23 protein-coding genes and 1 tRNA gene are annotated in these 22,595 nt (G+C 63.7%); 18 read left to right on the top strand and 6 right to left on the bottom strand.

Features of this window, described 5'->3' with window-relative positions:
- Positions 1-53 precede the first annotated feature (53 nt).
- Both ACE103_RS17575 and ACE103_RS17580 read right to left on the bottom strand, forming a co-directional pair.
- Entirely contained in the window at positions 54-1,403 is a 1,350-nt protein-coding gene (locus tag ACE103_RS17575; RefSeq protein WP_375780456.1) for an aspartate aminotransferase family protein, read from the bottom strand.
- 13 nt (positions 1,404-1,416) lie between these two features.
- On the bottom strand, positions 1,417-2,358 hold the full coding sequence (locus ACE103_RS17580; RefSeq protein ID WP_223973169.1) for a GntR family transcriptional regulator: 942 nt from the start codon (positions 2,356-2,358) through the stop codon (positions 1,417-1,419).
- A gap of 56 nt (positions 2,359-2,414) precedes the next feature.
- On the opposite strand from ACE103_RS17580, the gene ACE103_RS17585 reads away from it, so the two are divergent.
- The 6 genes from ACE103_RS17585 (at position 2,415) to ggt (ending at position 10,408) form a co-directional block, all read left to right on the top strand.
- Positions 2,415-3,575, top strand: a complete 1,161-nt coding sequence (locus tag ACE103_RS17585) for a C45 family peptidase (RefSeq protein WP_223973167.1) — start codon at positions 2,415-2,417, stop codon at positions 3,573-3,575.
- A gap of 29 nt (positions 3,576-3,604) precedes the next feature.
- Positions 3,605-5,146 (top strand): ABC transporter substrate-binding protein, encoded by a 1,542-nt coding sequence (locus tag ACE103_RS17590; RefSeq protein ID WP_375781131.1) that lies wholly within the window; start codon positions 3,605-3,607, stop codon positions 5,144-5,146.
- 15 nt (positions 5,147-5,161) lie between these two features.
- Positions 5,162-6,106 (top strand): ABC transporter permease, encoded by a 945-nt coding sequence (locus ACE103_RS17595; RefSeq protein WP_375780457.1) that lies wholly within the window; start codon positions 5,162-5,164, stop codon positions 6,104-6,106.
- A gap of 16 nt (positions 6,107-6,122) precedes the next feature.
- Complete coding sequence (locus tag ACE103_RS17600; RefSeq protein ID WP_375780458.1) at positions 6,123-6,935, top strand: ABC transporter permease; 813 nt, start codon at positions 6,123-6,125, stop codon at positions 6,933-6,935.
- Positions 6,932-8,545 (top strand): ABC transporter ATP-binding protein, encoded by a 1,614-nt coding sequence (locus ACE103_RS17605; RefSeq protein ID WP_375780459.1) that lies wholly within the window; start codon positions 6,932-6,934, stop codon positions 8,543-8,545. The genes ACE103_RS17600 and ACE103_RS17605 overlap by 4 nt, the downstream gene beginning before the upstream one ends.
- Before the next feature lie 126 nt (positions 8,546-8,671).
- Positions 8,672-10,408 (top strand): gamma-glutamyltransferase, encoded by a 1,737-nt coding sequence (gene ggt, locus ACE103_RS17610; protein WP_375780460.1) that lies wholly within the window; start codon positions 8,672-8,674, stop codon positions 10,406-10,408.
- A 62-nt stretch (positions 10,409-10,470) separates the two neighbouring features.
- Here the strand turns inward: ggt and ACE103_RS17615 are convergent, their stop codons facing one another.
- On the bottom strand, positions 10,471-10,806 hold the full coding sequence (locus ACE103_RS17615) for a hypothetical protein (RefSeq protein ID WP_375780461.1): 336 nt from the start codon (positions 10,804-10,806) through the stop codon (positions 10,471-10,473).
- A 566-nt stretch (positions 10,807-11,372) separates the two neighbouring features.
- Here ACE103_RS17615 and ACE103_RS17620 point away from each other — a divergent pair.
- The 3 genes from ACE103_RS17620 to ACE103_RS17630 all read left to right on the top strand — a co-directional run bounded on the left by ACE103_RS17620 (position 11,373) and on the right by ACE103_RS17630 (position 14,757).
- Positions 11,373-13,850 (top strand): penicillin-binding protein 1A, encoded by a 2,478-nt coding sequence (locus ACE103_RS17620; RefSeq protein ID WP_375780462.1) that lies wholly within the window; start codon positions 11,373-11,375, stop codon positions 13,848-13,850.
- A 439-nt stretch (positions 13,851-14,289) separates the two neighbouring features.
- A complete protein-coding gene (locus tag ACE103_RS17625; protein ID WP_375780463.1) occupies positions 14,290-14,490 on the top strand; it encodes a hypothetical protein in 201 nt (66 codons plus the stop codon).
- A 193-nt stretch (positions 14,491-14,683) separates the two neighbouring features.
- Positions 14,684-14,757 (top strand) — tRNA-Gln (locus tag ACE103_RS17630).
- A gap of 117 nt (positions 14,758-14,874) precedes the next feature.
- On the opposite strand, the gene ACE103_RS17635 is transcribed toward ACE103_RS17630, so the two are convergent.
- Positions 14,875-15,297 carry a MarR family transcriptional regulator gene (locus ACE103_RS17635; RefSeq protein ID WP_375780464.1) on the bottom strand — a complete coding sequence of 141 codons (423 nt, stop codon included), beginning with the start codon at positions 15,295-15,297 and terminating at the stop codon, positions 14,875-14,877.
- A gap of 673 nt (positions 15,298-15,970) precedes the next feature.
- Between ACE103_RS17635 and ACE103_RS17640 the strand changes: the two genes are divergently transcribed.
- Entirely contained in the window at positions 15,971-16,432 is a 462-nt protein-coding gene (locus tag ACE103_RS17640; RefSeq protein WP_375780465.1) for a hypothetical protein, read from the top strand.
- A 178-nt stretch (positions 16,433-16,610) separates the two neighbouring features.
- Here the strand turns inward: ACE103_RS17640 and ACE103_RS17645 are convergent, their stop codons facing one another.
- Positions 16,611-16,796 (bottom strand): hypothetical protein, encoded by a 186-nt coding sequence (locus ACE103_RS17645; protein ID WP_375780466.1) that lies wholly within the window; start codon positions 16,794-16,796, stop codon positions 16,611-16,613.
- A 189-nt stretch (positions 16,797-16,985) separates the two neighbouring features.
- Here ACE103_RS17645 and ACE103_RS17650 point away from each other — a divergent pair, with 189 nt between their 5' ends.
- The 4 genes from ACE103_RS17650 to ACE103_RS17665 all read left to right on the top strand — a co-directional run bounded on the left by ACE103_RS17650 (position 16,986) and on the right by ACE103_RS17665 (position 18,460).
- Positions 16,986-17,339 (top strand): hypothetical protein, encoded by a 354-nt coding sequence (locus tag ACE103_RS17650; protein ID WP_375780467.1) that lies wholly within the window; start codon positions 16,986-16,988, stop codon positions 17,337-17,339.
- Positions 17,340-17,686: 347 nt separating this feature from the next.
- Complete coding sequence (locus ACE103_RS17655; protein WP_375780468.1) at positions 17,687-18,043, top strand: hypothetical protein; 357 nt, start codon at positions 17,687-17,689, stop codon at positions 18,041-18,043.
- Entirely contained in the window at positions 18,033-18,251 is a 219-nt protein-coding gene (locus ACE103_RS17660) for a hypothetical protein (protein WP_375780469.1), read from the top strand. The genes ACE103_RS17655 and ACE103_RS17660 overlap by 11 nt, the downstream gene beginning before the upstream one ends.
- Positions 18,252-18,253: 2 nt before the next feature.
- A complete protein-coding gene (locus tag ACE103_RS17665; RefSeq protein ID WP_375780470.1) occupies positions 18,254-18,460 on the top strand; it encodes a hypothetical protein in 207 nt (68 codons plus the stop codon).
- Between the two features lie 245 nt (positions 18,461-18,705).
- Here the strand turns inward: ACE103_RS17665 and ACE103_RS17670 are convergent, their stop codons facing one another.
- Positions 18,706-19,812 (bottom strand): HWE histidine kinase domain-containing protein, encoded by a 1,107-nt coding sequence (locus ACE103_RS17670; protein WP_375781132.1) that lies wholly within the window; start codon positions 19,810-19,812, stop codon positions 18,706-18,708.
- A 174-nt stretch (positions 19,813-19,986) separates the two neighbouring features.
- Between ACE103_RS17670 and ACE103_RS17675 the strand changes: the two genes are divergently transcribed.
- The 4 genes from ACE103_RS17675 (at position 19,987) to ACE103_RS17690 (ending at position 22,278) form a co-directional block, all read left to right on the top strand.
- Positions 19,987-20,217 (top strand): hypothetical protein, encoded by a 231-nt coding sequence (locus tag ACE103_RS17675; RefSeq protein WP_375780471.1) that lies wholly within the window; start codon positions 19,987-19,989, stop codon positions 20,215-20,217.
- Between the two features lie 335 nt (positions 20,218-20,552).
- The gene (ligD, locus tag ACE103_RS17680; RefSeq protein WP_375780472.1) at positions 20,553-21,431 is read left to right on the top strand and encodes a non-homologous end-joining DNA ligase; all 879 of its coding nucleotides are present in this window, start codon (positions 20,553-20,555) and stop codon (positions 21,429-21,431) included.
- 236 nt (positions 21,432-21,667) lie between these two features.
- The gene (locus ACE103_RS17685; RefSeq protein WP_375780473.1) at positions 21,668-21,898 is read left to right on the top strand and encodes a hypothetical protein; all 231 of its coding nucleotides are present in this window, start codon (positions 21,668-21,670) and stop codon (positions 21,896-21,898) included.
- Positions 21,899-21,957: 59 nt separating this feature from the next.
- Entirely contained in the window at positions 21,958-22,278 is a 321-nt protein-coding gene (locus ACE103_RS17690) for a nuclear transport factor 2 family protein (protein ID WP_375780474.1), read from the top strand.
- Positions 22,279-22,595 lie beyond the last annotated feature (317 nt).

Raw genomic sequence — 22,595 nt, forward strand, 5'->3', positions numbered from 1 at the left:
AGGGACGACACCGGATTTGTTGCGGCATTGAAGTCAAACGTCCGCGGCCACCTTCACTCGATCGCGTTTAACGCGCGGCGGATCGCTGCGAAGATCGCCTCGATCTGGTCCTCGGTGATGATCAGGGGCGGTGAGATCATCAGTGTATCGGCGGCGGCGCGGATCAGGATGCCGTCTTCGTCGTAGCATCGCCGGGCGCATTCGGGACCGCGTACGCCGGCCGCGCCGTCGCGCGGCTTCAGATCGATCGCCGCCAGCACGCCGATGTTCCTGATATCGATGACATGCGGCGCGTCCCTCAACCCATGCGCCGCCGCCTCCCAGATCGGCGCGATGCGCCGGGCGCGCTCGAACAGGCCGAGGTCCTGATAGACGTCGAGCGCGGCGAGGCCGGCCGCGCAGGCGAGCGGATGCGCCGAGTAGGTATAGCCGTGGAACAGCTCGACGGTGTTTTCCGGCCCGTTCATCAACGCGGAATAGACCTTGTCGCTGACGATGACGCCACCCATCGGCACGGCAGCATTGGTCATGCCCTTGGCGCAGGTGATGAGATCGGGTGTCACGCCGAGCGCATTGGCCGCGAACGGCGCGCCGAGCCGTCCGAAGCCGGTGATCACCTCGTCGAAGATCAGCAGAATGCCGTGCTGATCGCAGATCTTGCGCAGCCGCTCGAGATAGCCTGATGGAGGCGGGTAGACGCCGCCCGAGCCTGTCACCGGCTCGACGATCACGGCCGCGACGGTCGAGGGATCGTGGATCAGCAACAGCTTGTCCAGCTCATCGGCGAAATGCGCGCCCCATGCCGGCTGCCCGCGCGGGAATGCGGTGTGCTCGGGATCGTGGGGCAGCGCCAGATGGTCGACCTCGGGCAGCAGCGGGCCGAAATCGCGGCGGTGACGGTACAGGCCGCTCACCGACAAGCCGCCCCAGCCCATGCCGTGATAGGCCTTGGCGCGCGAGATGAAGCGGATGCGGTTGGCTTCGCCACGCGCGCGGTGATAGCCGCGCGCGATCTTGAGCGCGGTGTCGACCGATTCCGATCCGGAATTGGTGAAGAACACATGGTCGAGACCGTCAGGCGTGATCTCGGTGATGCGTCCGGCGAGCTCGAATGCGGCCGGGTGGCTCATCTGGAACGAGGAGACGAAATCGAGTTTCGCAGCCTGCGCCTGGATCGCCTCGACGATCCGCTTCTGGCCGTGGCCGGCGTTGACGCACCAGAGTCCCGCCATGCCGTCGAGAATGCGTCGGCCGTCCTGGGTGATGTAGTGCATGCCCTCGGCGCCGGTGAACAGCCGTGGGTTGGATTTGAACTGGCGATTGGGCGTCATCGGCATCCAGAACGGCTCCATCGCCTCGCGGGTGAGGGGGGTGTTCGTTGCCGCGGCGTGCGGTGAATGCATGGATGAGCTCCTGTTATTTGCGGGTGTTGCTGCGGCCGCTGGCCGGATCGTCGGTGACGCGCTTGACCTTTGACGCGCCCTCGAGATGCTTGCGCATCAGCGCGGCCGCGGCCTCGCGCTCGCCGGCCTCGAGCCGGTCGAGGATCGCAAGATGCTCGCGGCAGTTCACCAGCACGCGCTCGTAGCCGAAGGTCCAGTCGTAGTTCGCAAAGCTGCGCAGCCGGTTCTGCTGCTGTACGGCGACCAGCAGGAAGCGATTGCCGGAGGCCGCCGCCAATCCCTCGTGGAAGGCAGCATTCATCTCGAAGAAGGCGATGCTCGCGGTCTCGCTCCAGGTTTGCTTGGTCGCATCCTGATGACGCCGGCGCATCTCGGCGGCCCAGCCTGGATCGAGCTGAAAGCCCGGCTCCAGCAGGGCGGCCGGCTCGATCAGGATCCGGTAGCGGTAGCTCTCTTCGCGCGCCTTGGCGTCGGCGATGATCGGCTGGAAGCGCCAGCCATGCCCGGGCTTGCGCTGCACCGCCGCGACCTCTGCAAGCTTGGCCAGCACGCGCTGCACCACCGGGCGCGACGCCCCATAGCGCTGCATGAGGTCGCGCTCGGAGACGTCGACCGGAAGGCGATCGCTGCGCCGGTCGCGCGCGATCGCCACGAACAGCCGGTCGGTGTCCGCAGGCGTCGGCTTGCTAGCCGTCTTCGGAGCCGGCGGGGCCGTGTCCGTGACGAAATAGCCGCGGCTTGCGCCGACCCGTATGAGGCGTCGGCCTGCCAATATTTTCAGCGCCGCGCGCACCGGCGTGCGTGAAACCTGCAGGCGTTCCGCCAGCGCCACCTCCGCAAGTCGCGTGCCGGGCGCGAGTTTTTCCGCCCGGATCAGCTCCAGGATGCCCGCGGACAGTTCGCGTTGCAGGCGGCTCGGGGCTGCCTTCGCAATGGGCGTAGATTTTTGTTTCATGCACTGACAAAATACATTAGCCTTTGCGGAAACGCAAAAGGAAGTTGGCGCAAGCGATGGTCGAACCATTTCCCCTCATCGAGATTTCAGGCCCGCCGCACGAGCGCGGCAAGCAGTATGGCCGCCAGGCGGCCGATCGCATCCGCAAGGGCACCTCGCACTACTTCACGCAGCTCAAGGAGCTCTCGCTCGACGCCGCCGGCGTCGCCGAGCTGGTGCGCGACTATCTTCCGGTCATCGAGGCGTTCGAGCCGACCTATATCGAGGAGATGCACGGCATTGCCGAGGGCGCCGGCGTTCCGTTCGAGGATATCGTGCTGCTCAACGCCCGCACCGAGATCCTCAAGCTCGCCGAGCCGTCGGTTCGGGCGCGGCTGAAGACGCCAGACGAGCCCGACGGCTGCACCGGCGTCGTCGTGCTGCCGCAAGCGACCGCGTCGGGGCGGCTGATCCACGCCCAGAACTGGGACTGGAAGCGGGAATGCGCCGAGACGGCCGTGGTGCTGAAGGTGCGCCGCGACGACGGTCCCGATCTCATGACCTTCACCGAGGCCGGCGCGCTCGGTCGCTGCGGCTTCAACGCGGCCGGCATCGCCATCACCGCGAACTATCTGCAGTGCGACCGTGACTATCGCCAGATCGGGGCGCCGCTGGCGCTGATCCGACGCAAGGTGCTGGAGAGCGACCACGTCGCGCTGTCGATGCGCACCGTCTATTGCACGAAGAAATCCGCCGCCAACAACATGATCGTCAGCCATCGCGACGGTGTTGCGATCGACTTCGAATGTGCGCCGGACGAGACCTTCCAGGTGCATCCCGATCGTGGGCTCCTGGTGCACGCCAATCATTTCGTCAGCCCCGTTGCGCTCGGCAAGCTCAAGGACACCGGCATCGCCAGCACGCCCGACAGCCTCTATCGCGACATCCGGGTCCGCGATTTGTTGCAGCCGCATCTCGGCGCCATCAGCTTTGAGACCGTGAAGTCGGCGCTGTTCGACGATTTCGCCTATCCGTGGTCGGTGTGCCGGCCGCCGCGCCGCAATCTCGGCAACAATCTCAGCGCCACCGTCGCGATGATCCTGATGGAGCCGGCGAGCGGGCTGATGGAAGTCGCGCCGCTGCCGGCGCTGAACCGGCAGTTCACCTCCTATCGGCTCGACGTGGTGGCCAGCCCCCGCAATGAGGGCGCGCCATCGGCGGCCGCGAGGGCGTCCTGATGGTCCTGTGTCGGCCATCGCGTGCGATGATGGTCGTCCTGCTGGCACTGCCGGCGATGCTGACCGTGGCGCCGCTGCGCGCGGATGCCGAGACGCTGCTGCGGACGCGGCTGAACGCCGACATCCGCTCCACCGATCCCGGCACCAACCGCGACGCCAACACCGACGGCGTGATGGCGCATATCGTCGAGGGCCTGGTCGCGTTCCGCGACGATACCTCGATCGGGCCGATGCTGGCGGACAGCTGGACTGTCTCGAACGAGGGCAAGACCTACACCTTCCATCTCCGGCAAGGCGTCAAGTTCCACAATGGCGCCGGCATGACCGCGGATGACGTCATCTGGTCGCTGAAGCGCTGGCTCGATCCCGCCACGCAATGGCGCTGCCTGTCTGAATTCAGCGCAACCGGCATCGCCCAGATTCAGAAGATCGAGGCGCCTGACCCGCAGACGGTCGCGATCACGCTGGACCGGCCGACCGCGTTGTTCCTGTCGACATTGGCGCGGCCCGATTGCGGGCAGGCCGCCATCATCCACCGCGACTCGGTCGGGCCCGACGGCAAGTGGATTGCTCCAGTTGGGACCGGACCGTTCAAGCTCGGCGAATGGAAGCGCGGCCAGTACGTCGACCTGGTGCGCTTCGACGGCTATGCCGCGCGCAGCGAGCCGCGCACCGGCTACACCGGCGCCAAGATCGCGCAAGTCGACCGGATCAGATTCAACGTCGTTCCCGACGGTTCGGCGGCCAAGGCGGGCCTCTTGTCCGGCTCGCTCGATGCGATCAGCAATCTTGCGATCCCCGATGTCGAGGACCTCAAGACGCGGCCGGATGTGCAGCTCAGCATCACGCCCGCGCTCGGTCTCACCGGCATCCTGTTCCAGACCCGCGATCCCTTGCTCAAGGACGTGCGGATCCGGCGGGCGATCGCGCTCAGCCTCGACACGCCGCAGATCATCGACGCTGTCATGGAGGGCATCGCGCGCGCCAACAATTCGGCGCTGCCGATCGGAAGTCCGTTCTATGGCGAGGTGGAGGCCCAAGGCTACACCCAGAATATCGCGGAAGCCAAGAAGCTGCTCGCGCAGGCCGGCTACCACGGCCAGCCGATCAAGATGATCGCCAACAAGCGCTACAGCTACGTGTTCGATTCCGCCGTTTTGGTGCAGGCGATGGCGCAGGCCGCGGGCATCAACATCGAGATCGAGGTGCTGGACTGGGCCGCCCAGCTCTATCGCTACAACCGCGGCGACTACCAGTCGATGGCCTTCGTCTACTCACCGCGGCTAGACCCGTCGCTCTCTTTCGAGATGCTGATGGGGCCCAAAGCGACGCAGCCGCGCAAGGTCTGGGACGATCCGGAGGCGCAGCGGATGCTGCAGGAGTCGATGATGATCGACGACAAGGCGAAGCGCCAGCTTCTGTTCGACGAGCTGCACCGCCGCTTCATCGACGATGTGCCGATGATCGTCCTGTTCAACGGCGCTGAGATCGCCGCCCTGCGCAACAACGTCAAGGGATTTGCCGGCTGGCTGTTCGGACAGCCGCGCTTCTGGGGCGTGAGCCTGCAGTAGGGAGGGATCGCGGCGATGCTGGGCTACCTCGCACGACGGCTGGCCATGACGATCCCGACGCTGCTGCTGGTGGCGGTCGCGGTGTTCACGCTGGTGCGCCTGATCCCCGGCGATCCGGTGCAGGTGATGCTCGGCGACAACGCCGATCCGGCGCAGGCCGCGCAACTGCGCGCGCAGCTCGGGCTCGACCAGCCGGTGCCGCTGCAATTCCTGTACTGGCTCGGCAAGCTCGCGACCGGCGACCTCGGCCACTCCATAACCAACAATCTTCCGGTGCTGCCGCTGATCCTGGAGCGCTTCCAGGTCTCGGCCACGATCGTGCTGGTGGCGGTCGGCCTTGCCGCCTGCATCGCCGTCGTGGCGGGCCTCGTCGCGGCATGGAAGCAGAACAGCGCGCTCGATCTGGCGATCGTCGGCGGCGCCACGCTCCTGCTGTCGATCCCGAGCTTCTGGCTCGGTCTGCTGCTGCTTCTGCTGTTCGGCTTGAAGCTGAAATGGCTGCCGGTGATCGGCTACGTGCCGTTCTCGGAGAATGTCTGGCAGGCTACATTGTTCATGGTGCTGCCGATCGTCACCCTAACCGTGGTCGAGATCGGCGTGCTGACGCGGATGGCGCGGGCGGCCTCGATCGAGGTGCTGCGGCTCGAATACGTCACGCATGCGCGCGCCAAAGGCGTCCCGGAATGGCTGGTGCTCGGCCGCCATGTGCTGCCGAACGCCTTTGCGCCGACCTGGACGCTGATTGGCCTCGTGCTCGGCCATCTGCTCGGCGGCATCGCCGTCATCGAGACCGTGTTCACGCTGCCGGGGCTCGGACGGCTGCTGGTCGATTCGATCTTCGCGCGCGACTATCCGGTGGTGCAGGGCTGCCTGCTGTTCACCGCGGTGATCTATGTCGTCGTCAACCTGATCGTCGATCTCTGTTATCCGCTGTTCGATCCAAGGGTGGCGGTGGCATGAAAAGGGTGACCGTGGCATGAAATGGCGCATCAACACCGTCATCGGCGGCGCGCTGATCGGGCTCGTGCTCGGCACGGCCGCGACGGCCGCGTTCTGGACGCCGTTCGATCCGCTGCGCATTAACCTGAAGGCGCGGCTGCACGCGCCGTCCGCGCTGCACTGGTTCGGCACCGATGAATTCGGCCGCGACGTGCTGAGCCGGCTGATGGCAGGGGCCGCCGCCAGCGTCGTGGTGGCGCTCGCCACCGTCCTGATTGCCGTCGGTGTCGGCGTGCTGGTCGGCGGTGTCGCGGGCTATCTGCGCGGCTGGACCGATCGCATCATCATGGCCGTCAACGACGCGCTGCTGGCTTTTCCGGGCATCCTGCTGGCGCTCGCGGTGATGATCGTGATCGGCGCCAACAAGTCCGGCCTCGTGCTGGCGCTGGGGCTCGCCTACATCCCGTCGGTCGCGCGTGTGGTTCGCGGCACCGTGCTGTCGATCCGCGAGAAGGAGTATATCGAGGCGTCGCGGGCGATCGGCAACTCCGAATTCTATTCGATGCTCCGCCACGTGCTGCCCAATGCGATCGCACCGGTGGCGGTGCTCACCACCAGCATGTTCGGCTGGGTCTTATTGGCCGAGAGCGCGCTGAGCTTTCTCGGTCTCGGCGTGCCGCCGCCGGCGCCGACCTGGGGCAACATGCTGGCGGCGAGCCGGCCCTATATGGAAACCGCGGCTTGGCTCAGCATCGCGCCTGGACTGTGCATCGCGCTGACGCTGCTCGGCATCAACCTGCTCGGCGACTCCTTGCGCGATCGCCTCGATCCCCGGATGGCACACGGATGACCGCACCACTGCTCACCGTCGATCATCTGCGCATCGAGGCTGCCAGGACCGGCGCTGTCGTCGTCGACGATGTGTCGTTTGCGATCGAGGGCGGCGAATTCCTTGCCGTGGTCGGTGAATCCGGCAGCGGCAAGACCGCCGCGGCGCGCGCCATTCTCGGCCTGCTGCCGCCCGGCCTGCGGCGGGTCGGCGGCGCGATCCGGCTCGACGGCGAGGATCTCGCCGATATCGCGCCACGGCGCATGCGTGCGCTGCGCGGCCGCTCGGTCGGCATGGTGTTCCAGGAGCCGATGGTGTCGCTCAATCCGGCGATCAGCGTCGGCGCTCAGATGGCCGAGGGCCTTGCCCTGCACGAGAAGCTGACGCGGGGCGAGATCAGGTTGCGCTGCCTGGAAATGCTGGCGCGTGTGCAGATCCGCGATCCCGAGCACACCTTCGACGCCTATCCGCACGAATTCTCCGGCGGGATGCGCCAGCGCATCATGCTGGCCTCGGTGATGCTGCTGAAGCCGAAGCTGCTGCTCGCCGACGAACCGACCACCGCGCTCGACACGCTGAGCCAGCGCGAGGTGCTCGACCTGATGGTCGAACTGGCGCGCGATCACGGCACCGCGGTGATGCTGATCACCCACAATCTCGGCCTGGTGTCGCGCTATGCGCAGCGTGCGGTCGTGCTGCGGCAAGGCAAACTGGTGGAGACCGGCAGCGTCCGGCAGATCCTCTCCGCGCCACGCGAGGCTTACACGCGTCAACTCGTCGATGCGCTGCCGCGGCGGCGCGCCGCGACCGCGCCCCGCGCAGCCGGCGAGCCGCTGATCAGCGTGCGTGGCCTGAAGGTCGCGTTCGGCGGGCGGCAGCGCCTATTCCGTAGGGATTCCGATGTCGCGGCGGTCAATGGTGTCGACCTCGCGATCGGTGCGGGCGAGACCGTCGCCGTGGTCGGCGGCAGCGGCTCAGGCAAGACCACGCTCGGCCGCGCGATGCTGCGGCTGATCCCGGCGGCCGACGGCGAGATCCGCTTTCAGGGCAGGGACGTGATCGCGACGCGCGACCGCGCGTTCCGTCTGGCCTCGCAACTCGTGTTCCAGGATCCGTATTCGTCGCTCGACCCGCGCATGCGCGTCGGTGAGATTGTCGCCGAGCCGCTGCGGCATGTCCCGGAGCTGTCATCCAGCGAGCGCGACCGGCGCGTGGCCAGCATGCTCGACGAGGTCGGGCTCGCCGGCTTCGCCCAGCGCTGGCCGCATGAGCTCTCCGGCGGTCAGCGCCAGCGCATCGCGATCGCGCGCGCGATCGTGCGGCATCCGTCCTTCGTGGTCGCCGACGAGCCGGTTTCCGCGCTCGACATGACGATCCAGGCCCAAGTGCTGAAGCTGTTCGAACGTCTGCAGGCGCAATACGGCTTTGCCTGCCTCTTCATCAGCCACGACCTCGCCGCAGTCGAGCAGGTCGCCGACCGCGTGGTGGTGATGCAGGGCGGCCGTATCGTCGAGCAAGGGTCGCGCGACGACGTGTTCGACCGTCCGCAGCACGAGTATACCAGAGCGCTGCTCGCTGCGACGCCGGTGCTGGATTTTGCCGGGAAAGCCGCCGCGCGCGCGTCGGGCTGACGGAAAGTCAAGACTGATGCGGCGCGACGATCCTGTAGTGCGCGGGCGCGCAGCCTGCTACACTTGCTCGCTCCGATAGAAGCAACATGCGCCGCACCCAGACGGCGCAAATCGGGGGGAACTCCAATGCGAAATCCACGAACGGGCGCGCGATGGACGGTCGCGGTCCTTGTCGCGATCGGCGTCGCGGCGTCGGCCCCTGGCCGCGCCGCCTCGGTTGCGCCGGTCGCCGCCGAAAACGGCATGGTGGTATCCGCGCAGCATCTTGCGACGCAGGTCGGCATCGAGGTGTTGAAGCGGGGCGGCAACGCGGTCGACGCTGCGGTTGCGGTCGGTTACGCGCTCGCGGTCGCCTATCCCGCCGCCGGCAATCTCGGTGGCGGCGGCTTCATGACCATCCAGCTCGCCGACGGCCGCAAGACCTTCCTGGACTTCCGCGAGACGGCGCCGAAGGGCGCCACCGCCAATATGTATCTCGACAAGGATGGCAACGTCATTCCCGGCCTGTCGACCAAGGGGCATCTCGCGGTCGGCGTGCCGGGCTCGGTGGCCGGCATGGAATATGCGCGCGAGAAATACGGCACGATGAAGCGCGCGGACGTCATCGCGCCGGCGCTGCAACTCGCCGAGGACGGCTTTGTGCTGGACCAGGGCGACGTCAGCATGCTGGAAACCTCGACCAAGGATTTTCAGGACGATCCGGCCTCGGGCGCGATCTTCCTCAACAACGGCAAGCCGTTCGAGGTCGGCGAACGGCTGACCCAGCACGAACTCGCCGAGACGCTGCGCGAGATCAGCAAGCGCGGCACCGACGGCTTCTACAAGGGCTGGGTGGGCGCAGCGATCGTCGCCTCGAGCCAGGCCGGCAAGGGCCTGCTCACGCAGGAGGATCTCGACAACTACAAGGTTCGCGAGCTCGCGCCGGTCGAATGCGATTATCGCGGCTACCACGTGGTCTCGGCGCCGCCGCCAAGCTCGGGTGGCGTCGTGATCTGCGAAATCCTCAACATTCTCGAGGGCTACCCGCTGAAGGAACTCGGCTACCATTCCGCGCAGGCGGTGCACTACCAGATCGAGGCGATGCGCCACGCTTATGTCGATCGCAACAGCTATCTCGGCGATCCCGACTTCGTGAAGAATCCGCTCGAGCGTCTGCTCGACAAGAATTATGCCGCGAAGATCCGCGCCGTGATCGACCCGGCCAAGGCCGGCGTGTCGAAGGACATCAAGCCCGGCGTTCCGCCGCACGAGGGCAGCAACACCACGCATTATTCGATCGCCGACAAGGACGGCAACGCGGTGTCGGTGACCTACACGCTCAACGACTGGTTCGGCGCCAAGGTGACCGCGGCCAAAACCGGCGTGCTGCTGAACGACGAGATGGACGACTTCACCGCCAAGGTCGGCGTGCCGAACCTCTACGGCCTGGTGCAGGGGGAGGCCAATTCCATCGTCCCCGGCAAACGTCCGCTGTCCTCGATGAGCCCGACCATCGTCACCAGGGACGGCAAGCCGGTCATGGTGGTGGGGACGCCGGGCGGCAGCCGCATCATCACCGCCGTGCTGCTGACGATGATCAACGCCATCGACTACGGCATGAATGCACAGGAAGCCGTGGACATGCCGCGCTTCCACCAGCAATGGCTGCCGGACCTGACCAACCTCGAGGACTTCACGCTATCGCCGGACACGCGGAAGATTTTGGAAGGCATGGGCCAGACGTTCGGTCCGCCGCAGCCGGCCAATCACCTCGCGGTCATCATCATCGGGGCGCCGTCGCTGGGCGGCAAGCCGGTCGGCAACAATCGCTTCTATGGGGCGAACGATCCGCGCCGCAACTCGGGGCTTGCGGGCGGCTATTGATTGCCGTTGCGCGGTCGCATGCGGACGGCCGGGCAGGGGCCGCTTGCAAAGCCGGTCGTGCGTCAGGCGACGGCCGTCGACCTGCCGTCGTCGTGCCGGCTTGTGAGCAGCAGGCGCCGGCGGATCGCATCCTCGATCAGGGCCAGCGATTGTCTGGCTTCACGCGCCTCGGCTTCCGCAGCCTGGGCTCGGAATTCGACGGCATCGAGCTGCTCCTGCTGCGACTCGATGCGCCGTCGGGCCTCTTCAAGCGCCCGGGACGCGTCCCTCAGCTTGCGCTCGGTGGCGGCGATGATTTCGAGCTGCGCCTGTTCGGCGGCCTCGGCGCGCGCTTCGCCGGCGCGGGCCCGGTCCTCGATGCTGCGGAACAGGTCCGCCGCCTGATAGACGAGGTCCAAGGCTTCGGTGCCCATCGCCGATGTAGGGGGTCTCGGAAATCCGAGGACATTCGGGTCGGCCGCAAAAGGTCGTCTAAATCCGCGCAGTGCCATGCAAACCAGCCCTCGCGAGTCGCGTGTATGGCAACAACTTGCGGTAGTTATGGTTAATAGACCATTAATCCTGGCGGGCCGCCGGCACTGTCCACCGGTTTCTGACGACACGGTGCCTGGAACGGCAGCCGGGTAGTGAAACCGCTCGGTCCGGCCTGCGCTTTTCTTTCGCAACCGGCTCGCCGCGCAGGTGCCGTGATTGGAGACCGACGTGCCGTCCGCCGGGCGCGCCGGCGAATCGGAGGACGGAGGGCTGGAGGCCAATGCGGTCCTGCGGAGCGTCCGAACAGCGAGGAGGGCCTGATTTGGCAGCGCGCGCGAGCCGGGCTCTATGGCATAAGTTTGACGCCTGGCGCGCTTTAATTCTCCCGTGTTGAATTGCAGGTCCATGGTGCGACCGATATACCGGGCGGCCTAAGTGGCAGGCAGCGCACTCAGAACGAGCGACGTATTCGCCACGGAAAATCTGGTCGATGAAATTTCTGTTGCGGTTCTTCGGGTTCCTGTTCACCGCAGGAACCATCCTGTTCCTGGCTGGTCTCGCCGCGGTCGCAGGGCTGTTCTGGCATTTCTCCAAGGACCTGCCCGACTATTCGCAGCTCCAGAACTACGAGCCGCCGGTGATGACCCGGGTGCATGCGGCTGACGGATCGCTGCTGGGCGAATTCGCCAAGGAGCGCAGGCTCTATCTGCCGATCCAAGCCGTGCCGAAGCTCGTGATCAACGCCTTCCTCGCGGCCGAGGACAAGAATTTCTACGAGCACGGCGGCATCGACTATACCGGCATGGCGCGCGCGGGCGTCTCCTACATCCAGAACTTCGGTTCCAACCGCCGTCCGCAGGGTGCTTCCACGATCACCCAGCAGGTCGCCAAGAACTTCCTTCTGACCAACGAGGTGTCGTTCACCCGCAAGATCAAGGAAGCCCTGCTGGCGATGCGAATCGAGCGGGCCTATTCCAAGGACAAGATCCTCGAGCTCTATCTCAACGAGATCTACCTCGGCCTCGGCGCCTACGGCATCGCGGCGGCCTCGCTGGTCTATTTCGACAAGTCCGTCAACGAATTGACGGTCTCGGAAGCGGCCTACCTGGCGGCGCTGCCGAAAATGCCGGCCAGCCTGCATCCGGTGCGCAACCGTGCGCGCGCCATCGAGCGGCGCAACTACGTGATCGACCGCCTGCAGGAGAACGGTTGGATCACCGCTGCCGACGCCGACAAGGCGCGCAAGGATCCGCTGACCGTCACCAACCGCAGCAACGGCGCGCACACTTTCGCAGGCGAATATTTCTCCGAAGAGGTCCGCCGCGACATCTTCGAGCGCTACGGCGAGAAGAAGCTCTATGAGGGCGGCCTGTCGGTGCGCACCACGCTCGACCCCAAGGTGCAGGTGATGGCGCGCAAGGCCATGGTGGCGGGGCTCGTGAACTATGACGAGCAACAGGGCTATCGCGGCGCGATCCAGAAGCTCGACCTCAGCAGCGACTGGGGCGTCCCGCTCGCCGAAATCAAGTCGCTCTCGGACATCTCGCCGTGGCGGATGGCGGTGGTGCTGGAAAGCAACGACCAGTCGGCGCGGATCGGCTTCCAGCCTGGCCGCGAGCTCGGCGGCGCCGTCAGCAAGCAGCGCGAGACCGGCATCATCACGATGGACGGCGTGCGCTGGGCGAGGACCAAGGGCAAGACGCCGACCGCGGTCTCGCAGGTGCTGCAGCCCGGCGACGTGATCTACGCCGATCCGCTGTTCAAGGACGGCAAGGCGGTCGAGGGCCAGTACCGGCTGCGCCAGATCCCCGAACTGTCGGGCGCGATGGTGGCGATGGATCCGCATACCGGCCGCGTGCTGGCGATGGTCGGCGGCTTCTCGTTCGACCAGAGCCAGTTCAACCGCGCGACGCAGGCCTATCGGCAGCCGGGCTCGACCTTCAAGCCGATCGTCTATTCGACGGCGCTCGACAACGGCTACACCGGATCGACCGTGATGATCGACGGCCCGATCGAGATCGACCAGGGGCAGGGCAACATCTGGCGGCCGGAGAACTTCTCCACCGGCAAGTATCAGGGCCAGGTCACGCTGCGCAACGCGCTCCGCCTGTCGCTCAACACCGTGACGGTGCGGCTGGCGCAGGAAATCGGCATGCCTGTGATCGGCGAGTATGCCAAGCGGTTCGGCGTCTATGACGAGCTGCCGAACTATCTCGCCTATGCGCTCGGCGCCGGCGAGACCACGGTGATGCGGATGGCCACGGCCTATTCGATGATCGCCAATGGCGGCGTCCGCGTGAAGCCGACCCTGATCGACCGCATCCAGGATCGCTACGGCCACACCATCTTCCGGCACGACCAGCGCGAATGCCGCGGCTGCGACGCGCCGGAGGGCTGGAAGAACCAGCCCGAGCCGCAGCTCGTCGACCGCCGCGAAAGGGTGCTCGACGCGATGACCGCCTACCAGATCACCTCGCTGATGGAGGGCGTGATTCAGGCCGGTACCGGCACCGCGCTGAAGGACGTCGGCAAGCCGCTCGCCGGCAAGACCGGCACCTCGAACGAGGCCAAGGACCTCTGGTTCGTCGGCTTCTCGCCGGACCTCGTGGTCGGTCTCTATGTCGGCTACGACAAGCCGCGCTCGCTCGGCCGCAACGCGCAGGCCGGCCACACCGCGGCACCGATCGCGCGCGACTTCCTGAAGCTCGCGCTGGCCGACAAGCCCGCCACCCCGTTCAAGCAGCCGGTCGGCATCCGGCTGGTGCTGGTCGATGCCAAGACCGGCCTGCGCGCCTCGTCCGGTCAGAACCGGGGCGTGGTGCTCGAAGCCTTCAAGCCGGGCCAGGCGCCGCCGTTCTATGATCCGACGTTGGTCGCCGGCACCGATGTGATCGACGGGACCCAGCAGGCAATCCCGCCGGACGCGGGCCGCGCGGTCATGCAGTCCAGTCCGAGCGGGCTGTACTGAGGCCGCGGTGGCAGGGCGTTCAACCGGACGCGGCTCTCGACCTAACGTATGAACGATGCATGCGACAGCATGACACGCCAGATGGGGTGCATTGCGCCACATTTTAGTGAGTTTGCCAAGGGATCGCTTTGAGCGACTCAATAAGACCTTGCGCTGGCAAATCGGGGCGTGCGCATGGCAGTCGTATCTGGCGTCATCACCGTGATGGTAATCAACTTTCTGATCGACAGGTCGTCGATGTCCCGCGGTAGGAAACAGGGTCTGCGTCTCGCGGTACTTGCGGTGGCGCTGACGCTCGGTTGTCTGTGGGCGATCAACTCCGGGGGAGGAGCGTGAACTGCGCGCCGGCGGGCCACACCAAATAGAGAGAACGGTCGCAACATCCGCGCGCAGGCTTGTTGGCGGCAGTGGCTCCAACAAACGAGCGCGCGTGTGATCGATGATCAAGACGGTTGTCGTCGCGGTTAAGGTGATCTGGACGGTTTGCGTGGTTGGAACGGCAACCGTGATCGGCGGGCTGCTCGGATTTGGGGCCCACGGCTGGATCGGCGCGATCGGGTTCGGCACCGCCGGCTTTGGTATTGGAGCCGCGCTTGCAGCCTGGCCCGAACTGCTAGTGGAATTACTCGCCGGACTTTGACGCATGTGCTCCGGCCGGGCGGTGCCGTCCCGGATCCGCGATTTTCACGCCCATTCTCTGCCATCAATGCTTGCCAAGCGTGGGACCAAGCGGGTAGAAGGTCGCACTCGCGCGGGCGCTGATTTGGCAGGCGAACCCGCTGCACCGAGATGTCCAGTCATCCAACTAAGTTGTTGATACCACGGACAATTCTTGGGGAATGGTGTAACGGTAGCACAACAGACTCTGACTCTGTTTGTCTTGGTTCGAATCCAGGTTCCCCAGCCAACATTTTGCCGTGCATCAAACAGTAAGTAGATCAATCACTTAGTGGCCTGACCGGAGTGGTGCGCCCCCACTTGCGCCCCCACGCCCGGGTCTGAGTCAATTTGACGCTCCGTGCTGTCACGCGCTCGCCAGCCGGGCCTTCGGCAGCTCGAACGTTGGGTCGAGCTTGCGAACGATTGATTGCACCCGCTGTTCTCCATTGGCCGTTAGGTAGATGATCTTTCGCCGCCGTTCGCGTGGGTCGTCGATAGACTCAACCAGATCAAGACCGGGTTTACCGAACTGCTCCCAGCGCGATAGCACAGCTACGTTTCGTGAGCAGGACGACTGCTTCAGCCTGACCTTCTTAGCCAGTTCCTGCATCGTAATGCCCGGCTTGCGCGCAATGACGAGCAAGCACGCCAACGTCTGTGCGGGCATGTAGTCGGACAGCTGCCGGCACTCCGATACGAAGGCCACGGCTCTGCGGAGTGACTGACGACGGGAGGTGGGCATCTCTGTTCCTGCGGCTAATGACGCGCGAGCTTTGCGCAGTTCCATTCAAGCCGACACATTCCGGACGTTCAACGTTTCCGCAGGTGGATTGCTGTCGCCCACAAGCATGGGCTTGATCAAGCCTGGCGCCTCGAAAAGTCCGCCAAACCCACCCCCATTGAAGAAAGAGTACGCGAAGGAGTCGAAAGCAATGACGAGACTAACAGCGAGAGTGGCGACGTTTATCAACGCTGGACGGAGGGAAGCCGAAAAAGCTGCCGCTCGCGGGGAGGCCGGGCGCAGGCCGGCGATGAAGCGCTGGCAAGCCAAGCAGAAGGCCCGGCTAAGGCGAGAAAAAAGGCTGGCGAGGCTGAAGAAGGGGATTTCTTAGCGATTTCAACAGACTGGTCGGTGTTTTAGGCAATTAGCCGACCCCCTTGCCCCTATGCCCGGTTCAGATGGACTAACGTGTATATACGTTGATTGCTGCCGCCTTTCTGGTGGGCGGAAGGTCGATCCTTCAGACGGCTACTTCCGGTAGACCAGAAGGTAGATGCAGGCGGATTGAGGTTGCTGGATTGCAGCGGCTCCCCTCCCTCAATCCTTGATCAGTCCACATTGGCTCACCAGACGTCCAACCCCAGCGCCAACGAGCGAGGGGCTGACGTACGCAGCGTCTGGTTTCCCAATGGTTCTTTGAAGTGCCCACCGTTCTCGTCCCCATCATTAGGAAAGCCGAGTGATCAGAATCGACACCTCCGCATCGCTCACTCATGAGTGGGACTACGCCGGCATCATCCCGGCAGGATACGACCCCTCATGCTTCAATGGTGAGGATGACCTCAAGCCAGTCTCTTCCTTCCTCGCTCGCGCCGACCGTCTCGGCGATCTGGACGCAGTCGACTTGGAAGAGCTGGAGGAAGCGACATTAGCTGACGGGAAGACATCGGCCGAACTTGAAGCCCTCGCGTTGCGCGATGAGTTGACCGCCGCTGCCACGGAAGCTGCACTTGAGTTGCTCAATGAGGCGCTTCGCGGGCTGTGCATCAGGCACCACGCTTGTCCCACAGAAGGGCGACTGGGGTGCAACATCGTTCGCGCGTGCTTCCGCCGAGGTGCAATGCTGTCAATGATCAAACGCCTTCGCCGACGATGCACGAGGCTGCGGAGAGCTGCTGATGGTCTCTCGAAGAGCGAATAGAAAGGAACTTTTGTACCGCCTCCCAGACTGCCCCAAGTGGCATCCGAAGCTAATCCTAAAGATCGCCTGTTTCGATGGTGAGCCCAGCGCTGAAGAGGTCGCTGCTGTTTCCGGGTACAAGCCATCTTCGACCGAGGTTTATCTCAGGGCGATGGCCCGCGCTGGCCTTGTCATCGCCTCACGTCATGTGGATGAAGACGGCTTCCGTGAGCCAACGACCTACCGCCTCGCTGAGGCTGGCGAACGCATGTTCGATCACATCGTGACCGTCGATGAAGCGTTTAAGCGAGCGAACCGCAGGCAAGGAGCAGCCAGGCGCGCGATAGACAAGCGGCCAGCAGAGCTGCGCGGCAGAGCGGGCCAAGCGAAGGCCTAATCCACCTAATCCAACTTCAGTGTTCTCTCGGTTCACCTCCGGTGACTGGGCAAGGCTGCATGAGCGGTATCCCGCGTGTAGGCCCGAAGGCGCGCCGAGAGTGCACTGAAGTTGTCCCCCTGTGCTGACTTCATCATCGTCAGCCAACCCCGGCCTTTTGCCGGAGAATACCCACCCATGACTAACATCACTGTGCGCCGCGTTGGCGCCGTCACTTCCACTGTGCTCGGCAACGAAAACGAAGAGTTCACCGGCGACACCGAGGTCGGCTTCCGTGACCGCGAAGAGCTGATGAACGCCTTCAAGGACCCGCAATACGCTCGGTCCGAATACTTCCGCCAGCGAGTTGCCGAAGCAATGGCCGCGACCATGAGCGCGAAGCCATCCGCAGGTTCTCTCCTCGACGGTGGTCAGCTCCGTGGCAGCTTCCAAGTTCGCGGACAGCCGATGGACGAAGCCCCGGCTGCCGAGCGTCAGCTCACAGCACATGAGCTTGAGATGATCGCCAAGGCTGAGAAGCACGGGCTCTGAACCATGACGCCCATCATCCCGCCCGTCTGGCTCAACAGCCTCCGCTGTGTAGGCCGTGGCCCAGCTCCTGCCATCCGAAGGTTCATCACCGGTGCCCTCTCGGTGGCACCTCGGTTCCTCCCGGACGGCCAAGTGCTATCAGCTCGCGGTGCCTGCCTCCTCTATACGCTCTCATGTGAGCCGCGCCACACAGCAACGACGAGTGGGCTTGCAAAGCGAACCGGCATGAACAATGGAGCGGTATGGGCGGCTTGTGATGACCTACGTTGCAAGGGTCTGGCCGTGACTGACCGAGGTGACAACACCTTCGCCAGGCTCACCGACAAAGCGAGAGAGCTGGTGGCAGCATGTCCGTAGCTATCGAGTTCCCGTCCGTCGCCACGCTCCAGATGCAGTCATTCGTCGGTGGCCTGTTGGGTCGACCTGTGCGTGACAGCGAGGTCACCGCGTTCACCAGGCGTGCACGTAACGTGCAACCGAGGCTGACCGAACGTGCAGCTCTTGTCCTCTTCGCGCTGTCCGTGTCCGCCGCGTCCATCACCGCCAATCACTTCCCACTGAAGCCGGGCGTTCTCTGGGTCGTCCTGCACTCTCTCCATGACCTCGGCCTTGTCGAGATCACCGGCGAGAGGTGGCGAGCTGAAGTGATGCTGGCCGAGGAAGGTCGGACGCTCATCAAGCAGGCGGCTTCCCATGGTCACTGAGAGACCCGCGACGGTCACCACAGACCACAACGGCCTCACAGTGGTCACCCAAGGTGACGCCGGTGCAGCCATCCAGCCATTCAGCGCGGGCAAAGAGCGATACGAGATTGAACCGGTCCGCTGGGCGATGCAGACAGGCAAACCCATCACAGTGAGCCGCGAGCGGTACGACGTCCGCGATCACATGAACAAGTTTGGAGTGAAGTGACCATGAACGAACCATATCTCTACGACGGCATGCCGCAGATGGAAGTCACAACCACGCCGTCCAAGACGGTTGATCCTTTGACCGGCGCCGAGCGCTCAATAGATGCATACGGCACTCCGATTATCCGGCTTGGCAGCATCGACCCCGCCACTGGAAAGCCAGTTGCACCGCCGACTGACGGTGAGACGATTGGCAGGAAGCTGCCGTGAGCGGACAGCCCGCGCAGCTCGCGCCAGCTAACGGGCCCCACGACAAAGCCTGTCGGGTGTGCACGGCTACGCAGGCTACGCTCTACGTCGTCCTAAATCACTTCGGCGCGCCCATACGCACCGGCACCGGACCCAGAGCAACCGCGAAGCTATACCGCTCGTTGCCAACCGCGCTGGCTGCTGCAGCATCCCGGCTGGCTTCTGTGGTCCGGGAAGTGACCCTTGAAGACCCTCATGGCGGGGCCTCAGAATGCAAGACGATCTAAAGGAACCGAAACCCTCAACCTGAGCCCGCTCGGTAGCCAACTGTGCTCGACCCTGCCGCCGAGCTGATCAGAAATGCTGCGCTCCGCAAGCACACTCCCAAAACCTTTGGCTGACGGCGGAGCGACAATTACGGGGCCGCCCGTTTCCGTCCAATCGAGTTGTAAGTTCTCGCCCGCAGTCGCCCATGTGACACTGATCGAACCGGTCGGCTCCGAGAGCGCGCCATACTTGGCCGCATTCGTCGTTGTTTCATGCAGCGCGAGGGCGAGACTGGTCACGGCCATAGCACCCACGGGCACAGTGGGTCCCGCCAGGATGATGCGTTCGTGAGACGTGTCATCTTCGTACGGTCGCAAGACCGTGCGCACCACGTCTCCGACGGTGGTTCGCTCGCTGTGGGCCTCCGTACCCATAATCCCGGGACGGATTAGATCCTTGGCTTGCATCAGAGCGTTCAGCCGTCCTCGTAAGGATTGAGCCATTTCCTGCGGCGTTCGAGCTGACCGAGCGCTCAGGCTTATGATGCCTTGGAAAACGGCAAACATGTTCTTTACGCGATGGTTCGCCTCCCGAGCGAGGAGCCGCTGTCGCTCTTGCGTAGCTACACGTTCGGTCGTCTCACTGACGATGCAAAGTACACCGCCAACTTCGCCCGCTTCATTGCGAACAGGAGAATAGGAGATGTCGAAGTAAACTGTTTCAGGGTAGCCGTGGCGCTCGATGTAGAAGGGACGGTCTTGGGCGAAGACCGTTTCGCCGGTATTGAGGACGCCTCTAAGTAGCGGTTCTAAATCATCCCACAGCTCGGCCCAATTCTCGCGTGCAGGCCGTCCAAGAGCCGTTGGGTGCTTCTGACCTATCGTCGGTGCGTAGGCATCGTTGTATAGCGCCACAAACTCCGGCCCCCAGAAAAGCACTATCTGTGCTTTTGCCGGCAGCATTAGACTGACTGCACTCTTGAGGTGCGCAGGCCAGTCCGCGATTGGCCCCAAGCTGGTGGCAGACCAGTCAAGAGACCTAATGAGCGAGGCAGCTTCGCCCCCACCTTGGGGAAAATCGCCTTCGACGTTGCGAACTGTGCTCATGGCGTTCAACAAGCAGGTTCTACCATTGGGGACAAGGCTCGTGACACAAGCTTGTGTCAAGTCCGTTGCGGGTCACATGACACGCCCTTAGTTCGCTCCGCCACGCGGTTCTTCGGTTGACTCTCGGTTCGCGTTTCGTTCTTATAGCGGCATCACCGCCATTCAGAGCGAACCATGCCCACACTCGACTTTCTCCGCGCGGAGATCGAGCGCATGCGCGTGCAGGTAAGCCGCCAGCGCAAAGAAATCCTTCAGCTTCATCGAGCTGGTATCCCAACCGGTTCCGCCGAGGCGTTGCTGCAGCGGATGTCCGACAAGATCGACAATCTTTGTGCGGAGCGCGACAAGATGAAGGCGGCATTGCCCAAGCCGAAGGCGCGGGTGATTGGCGGGAGGAAGTGGTGACGCTTCGATACTTCCGGGACTCTGACGAGCAGCCTGAATGGATAAGGGCGCTGGCCGCAGTCCGCCGCATGGCCCCGCATGAGGGTTGGTGTTACCACCACGTCCAGTCCATCATTGTCGCTATCGACCAATATGCGGAAGCTGCTTTGGGAAACCGCGAGTTCTTCCTGAACCGCCCTCAGAGTATTGGGCCAGCCAGGAAGGGCGACGTTCCGTAAGGAACGGTGGTAGTGTTTTCGGCGTTAAGACGAGTGGATTGCTTCATTGATAGACTGGCCCAGCCGTCTTAGTGGCGGGCTTTTTTGTGAGTTGCGTTTGTGGCGAGGCGTACCACGATGCCGGGGTTCATTAAGCCCCAGCTTGCTACCCTGCGGAGCAAGGCTCCCTCGGGGGAACGGTGGGTGCATGAAGTCAAGTACGACGGCTATCGTGTTCAACTCCACATTGACGGAAGCAGCAGGAAGGCGTTCACGAGAACCGGCCTGAACTGGATCAAGCGGTTCTCGGTGATTGCCGGCGCCTTCGACGTGCCCGGCCAAGCGATCATCGACGGCGAGGTCGTTGTCGTCCATGAGGACCGGACCAACTTCTCCGAGTTGCAGGCAGAACTCGCCAGAGGCGACCAAGACCGTTTGTTGTACTACGCGTTCGATCTCCTATGGCTTGATGGGAAAGACTTGCGCGGCGCGCCGCAGCTTGAGCGTAAGGCGATGCTGCAGGGGCTTTTCGATGCCTATGAACTCGAGCCACCTATTCTCTACAGTGAGCATGTTCAGGGGGACGGCCAGTCACTGTTCGAGGCCGCAACCCGCTTGAACTATGAAGGCATCGTCTCGAAGAGGGTGGACGCGCCGTATCGCTCCGAGCGGGGTGAAGCCTGGCTGAAGGTGAAGACGGTCCAGCGCGAGAAATTCCCGGTGGTCGGCTTCGTCAAAGACCCAACTGGAGTTGCGGCACTGTATCTCGGCAAGCGGGAGGGCAGGGAGTTGGTCTATGTGGGTAAGGTCGGCACAGGCTGGTCTCGGACGGTCTCCGGCCAAATCCGGAAACAGCTCGACACCGTGATCAGCCCAAAGTCCAAACTTGCCAAACCCATCCGGAAGCCTAAAGCCACTTGGGTTGAGCCGAAGTTTTATGCCGACATCGAATACCGCGACATAACTTCCGAGGGGCTACTTCGAGCCAGTTCTTTCAAGGGGCTTTTCCGAAGGTAGTCCAACCGGTGGGCTTTCGGTCCACAACATCGTGTCTGTCTTGAGCGGGTCTATCCCGTCGCAGAACACACACCGCAGCTCGGTTCGCTGATCGTCCCGAGACAGCAATGCCTTGAGCCGCTTGCCGCAGCGCGAACATCTCGTGAGGTCCATGACCTCCTCCCTTTTTGCGCGTCAACCCGCCCGAGGAACAAAGGTTCCTCAGCGGAGTTGAGGCGTTTTTCAGGAGGATTAAGGTGGAGAAGGTCGTCGAGCGGGTAGTCCGCGCCTATGGAATGATGGTCAACCTAACCTCTGAAGAAGAAGGCTTGGTTAGGCAGCGAGTACAAGAATTTGTTAAAGGCAAAGCAGGGGACGAAAATGCAATAGCGGTCGAAGCCATCAAGCTTTTGCGCGGGCCGAAGCCTTCTCGAAAGCGCCGCGCTCGATCCGCCAATGATCTGTCCTCGATCCACACGAGCGATTGACCCAAGAAGAGACGCAGACAGCTACTCTCTGACTACTGACCGGCATGTAGGTGAGGAATATGTCCTTTGACCCGATGGCCGCTGCGGTGGATTGGCTTGATGCCTACCGCGCTGGCGATGTTGAAACTATCCTCGGCATGTACGCCGATGATGCGGTGATTTACTGTAACTGCGGGGGTGCGAAAACCCTGACCGGCCAGGGAGCGCTTCGCGCCTATTGGGTTGATCGCCTGAAGCGCAATCCCGCATTCGAGCTGGACGACCTTCAGCTATCCCGCGATGAAACGCACATCTCCTATTTCACGAGCACCGGCCTTGTCACCGCGCTTCTAACGTTTAACGCGGTTGGTCAAATCAGGACACTTAGCTGCGGCCCTTAGCCCCCAGCCCAGACGTGCTCATGGTTCGCTGGACTTCATCAGCCAGCGCTCGACGATCAGCGCGCGCCCCGAGAAGGAGCCGCACAGGTCGCGTTAGCGATCTCCAGCGCTACACGAACCACGGGGCCTCGCTCTTCATTGAGCGGGAGCTTCTCACCACCATCACTCCAACACCGAGGATTATGAATTACCAAGTCCACCTCCTTGACGAGGTGAAGCGTCATGGCATTTGGCGCTACGCAGTTGCCAACACCGACATCTGCGGCTCTTCCCATCAACCCTTGTTGGACGCTTGCCGCAAGATCGCTGACACCCTT

Origin of the sequence: Bradyrhizobium sp. ma5 (assembly GCF_042258955.1) — a bacterium.
In the GTDB taxonomy this organism is placed as follows: Bacteria; Pseudomonadota; Alphaproteobacteria; order Rhizobiales; family Xanthobacteraceae; genus Bradyrhizobium.

Coding starts and splice junctions, on each gene's coding strand:
- ACE103_RS17575 (WP_375780456.1), bottom strand. CDS start 1,403: ATGCATTCACCGCACGCCGCGGCAACGAACACCCCCCTCACCCGCGAG.
- ACE103_RS17580 (WP_223973169.1), bottom strand. CDS start 2,358: ATGAAACAAAAATCTACGCCCATTGCGAAGGCAGCCCCGAGCCGCCTG.
- ACE103_RS17585 (WP_223973167.1), top strand. CDS start 2,415: ATGGTCGAACCATTTCCCCTCATCGAGATTTCAGGCCCGCCGCACGAG.
- ACE103_RS17590 (WP_375781131.1), top strand. CDS start 3,605: ATGGTCGTCCTGCTGGCACTGCCGGCGATGCTGACCGTGGCGCCGCTG.
- ACE103_RS17595 (WP_375780457.1), top strand. CDS start 5,162: ATGCTGGGCTACCTCGCACGACGGCTGGCCATGACGATCCCGACGCTG.
- ACE103_RS17600 (WP_375780458.1), top strand. CDS start 6,123: ATGAAATGGCGCATCAACACCGTCATCGGCGGCGCGCTGATCGGGCTC.
- ACE103_RS17605 (WP_375780459.1), top strand. CDS start 6,932: ATGACCGCACCACTGCTCACCGTCGATCATCTGCGCATCGAGGCTGCC.
- ggt (WP_375780460.1), top strand. CDS start 8,672: ATGCGAAATCCACGAACGGGCGCGCGATGGACGGTCGCGGTCCTTGTC.
- ACE103_RS17620 (WP_375780462.1), top strand. CDS start 11,373: ATGAAATTTCTGTTGCGGTTCTTCGGGTTCCTGTTCACCGCAGGAACC.
- ACE103_RS17625 (WP_375780463.1), top strand. CDS start 14,290: ATGATCAAGACGGTTGTCGTCGCGGTTAAGGTGATCTGGACGGTTTGC.
- ACE103_RS17635 (WP_375780464.1), bottom strand. CDS start 15,297: ATGGAACTGCGCAAAGCTCGCGCGTCATTAGCCGCAGGAACAGAGATG.
- ACE103_RS17650 (WP_375780467.1), top strand. CDS start 16,986: ATGACTAACATCACTGTGCGCCGCGTTGGCGCCGTCACTTCCACTGTG.
- ACE103_RS17655 (WP_375780468.1), top strand. CDS start 17,687: ATGTCCGTAGCTATCGAGTTCCCGTCCGTCGCCACGCTCCAGATGCAG.
- ACE103_RS17660 (WP_375780469.1), top strand. CDS start 18,033: ATGGTCACTGAGAGACCCGCGACGGTCACCACAGACCACAACGGCCTC.
- ACE103_RS17665 (WP_375780470.1), top strand. CDS start 18,254: ATGAACGAACCATATCTCTACGACGGCATGCCGCAGATGGAAGTCACA.
- ACE103_RS17670 (WP_375781132.1), bottom strand. CDS start 19,812: ATGAGCACAGTTCGCAACGTCGAAGGCGATTTTCCCCAAGGTGGGGGC.
- ACE103_RS17675 (WP_375780471.1), top strand. CDS start 19,987: ATGCCCACACTCGACTTTCTCCGCGCGGAGATCGAGCGCATGCGCGTG.
- ligD (WP_375780472.1), top strand. CDS start 20,553: ATGCCGGGGTTCATTAAGCCCCAGCTTGCTACCCTGCGGAGCAAGGCT.
- ACE103_RS17690 (WP_375780474.1), top strand. CDS start 21,958: ATGTCCTTTGACCCGATGGCCGCTGCGGTGGATTGGCTTGATGCCTAC.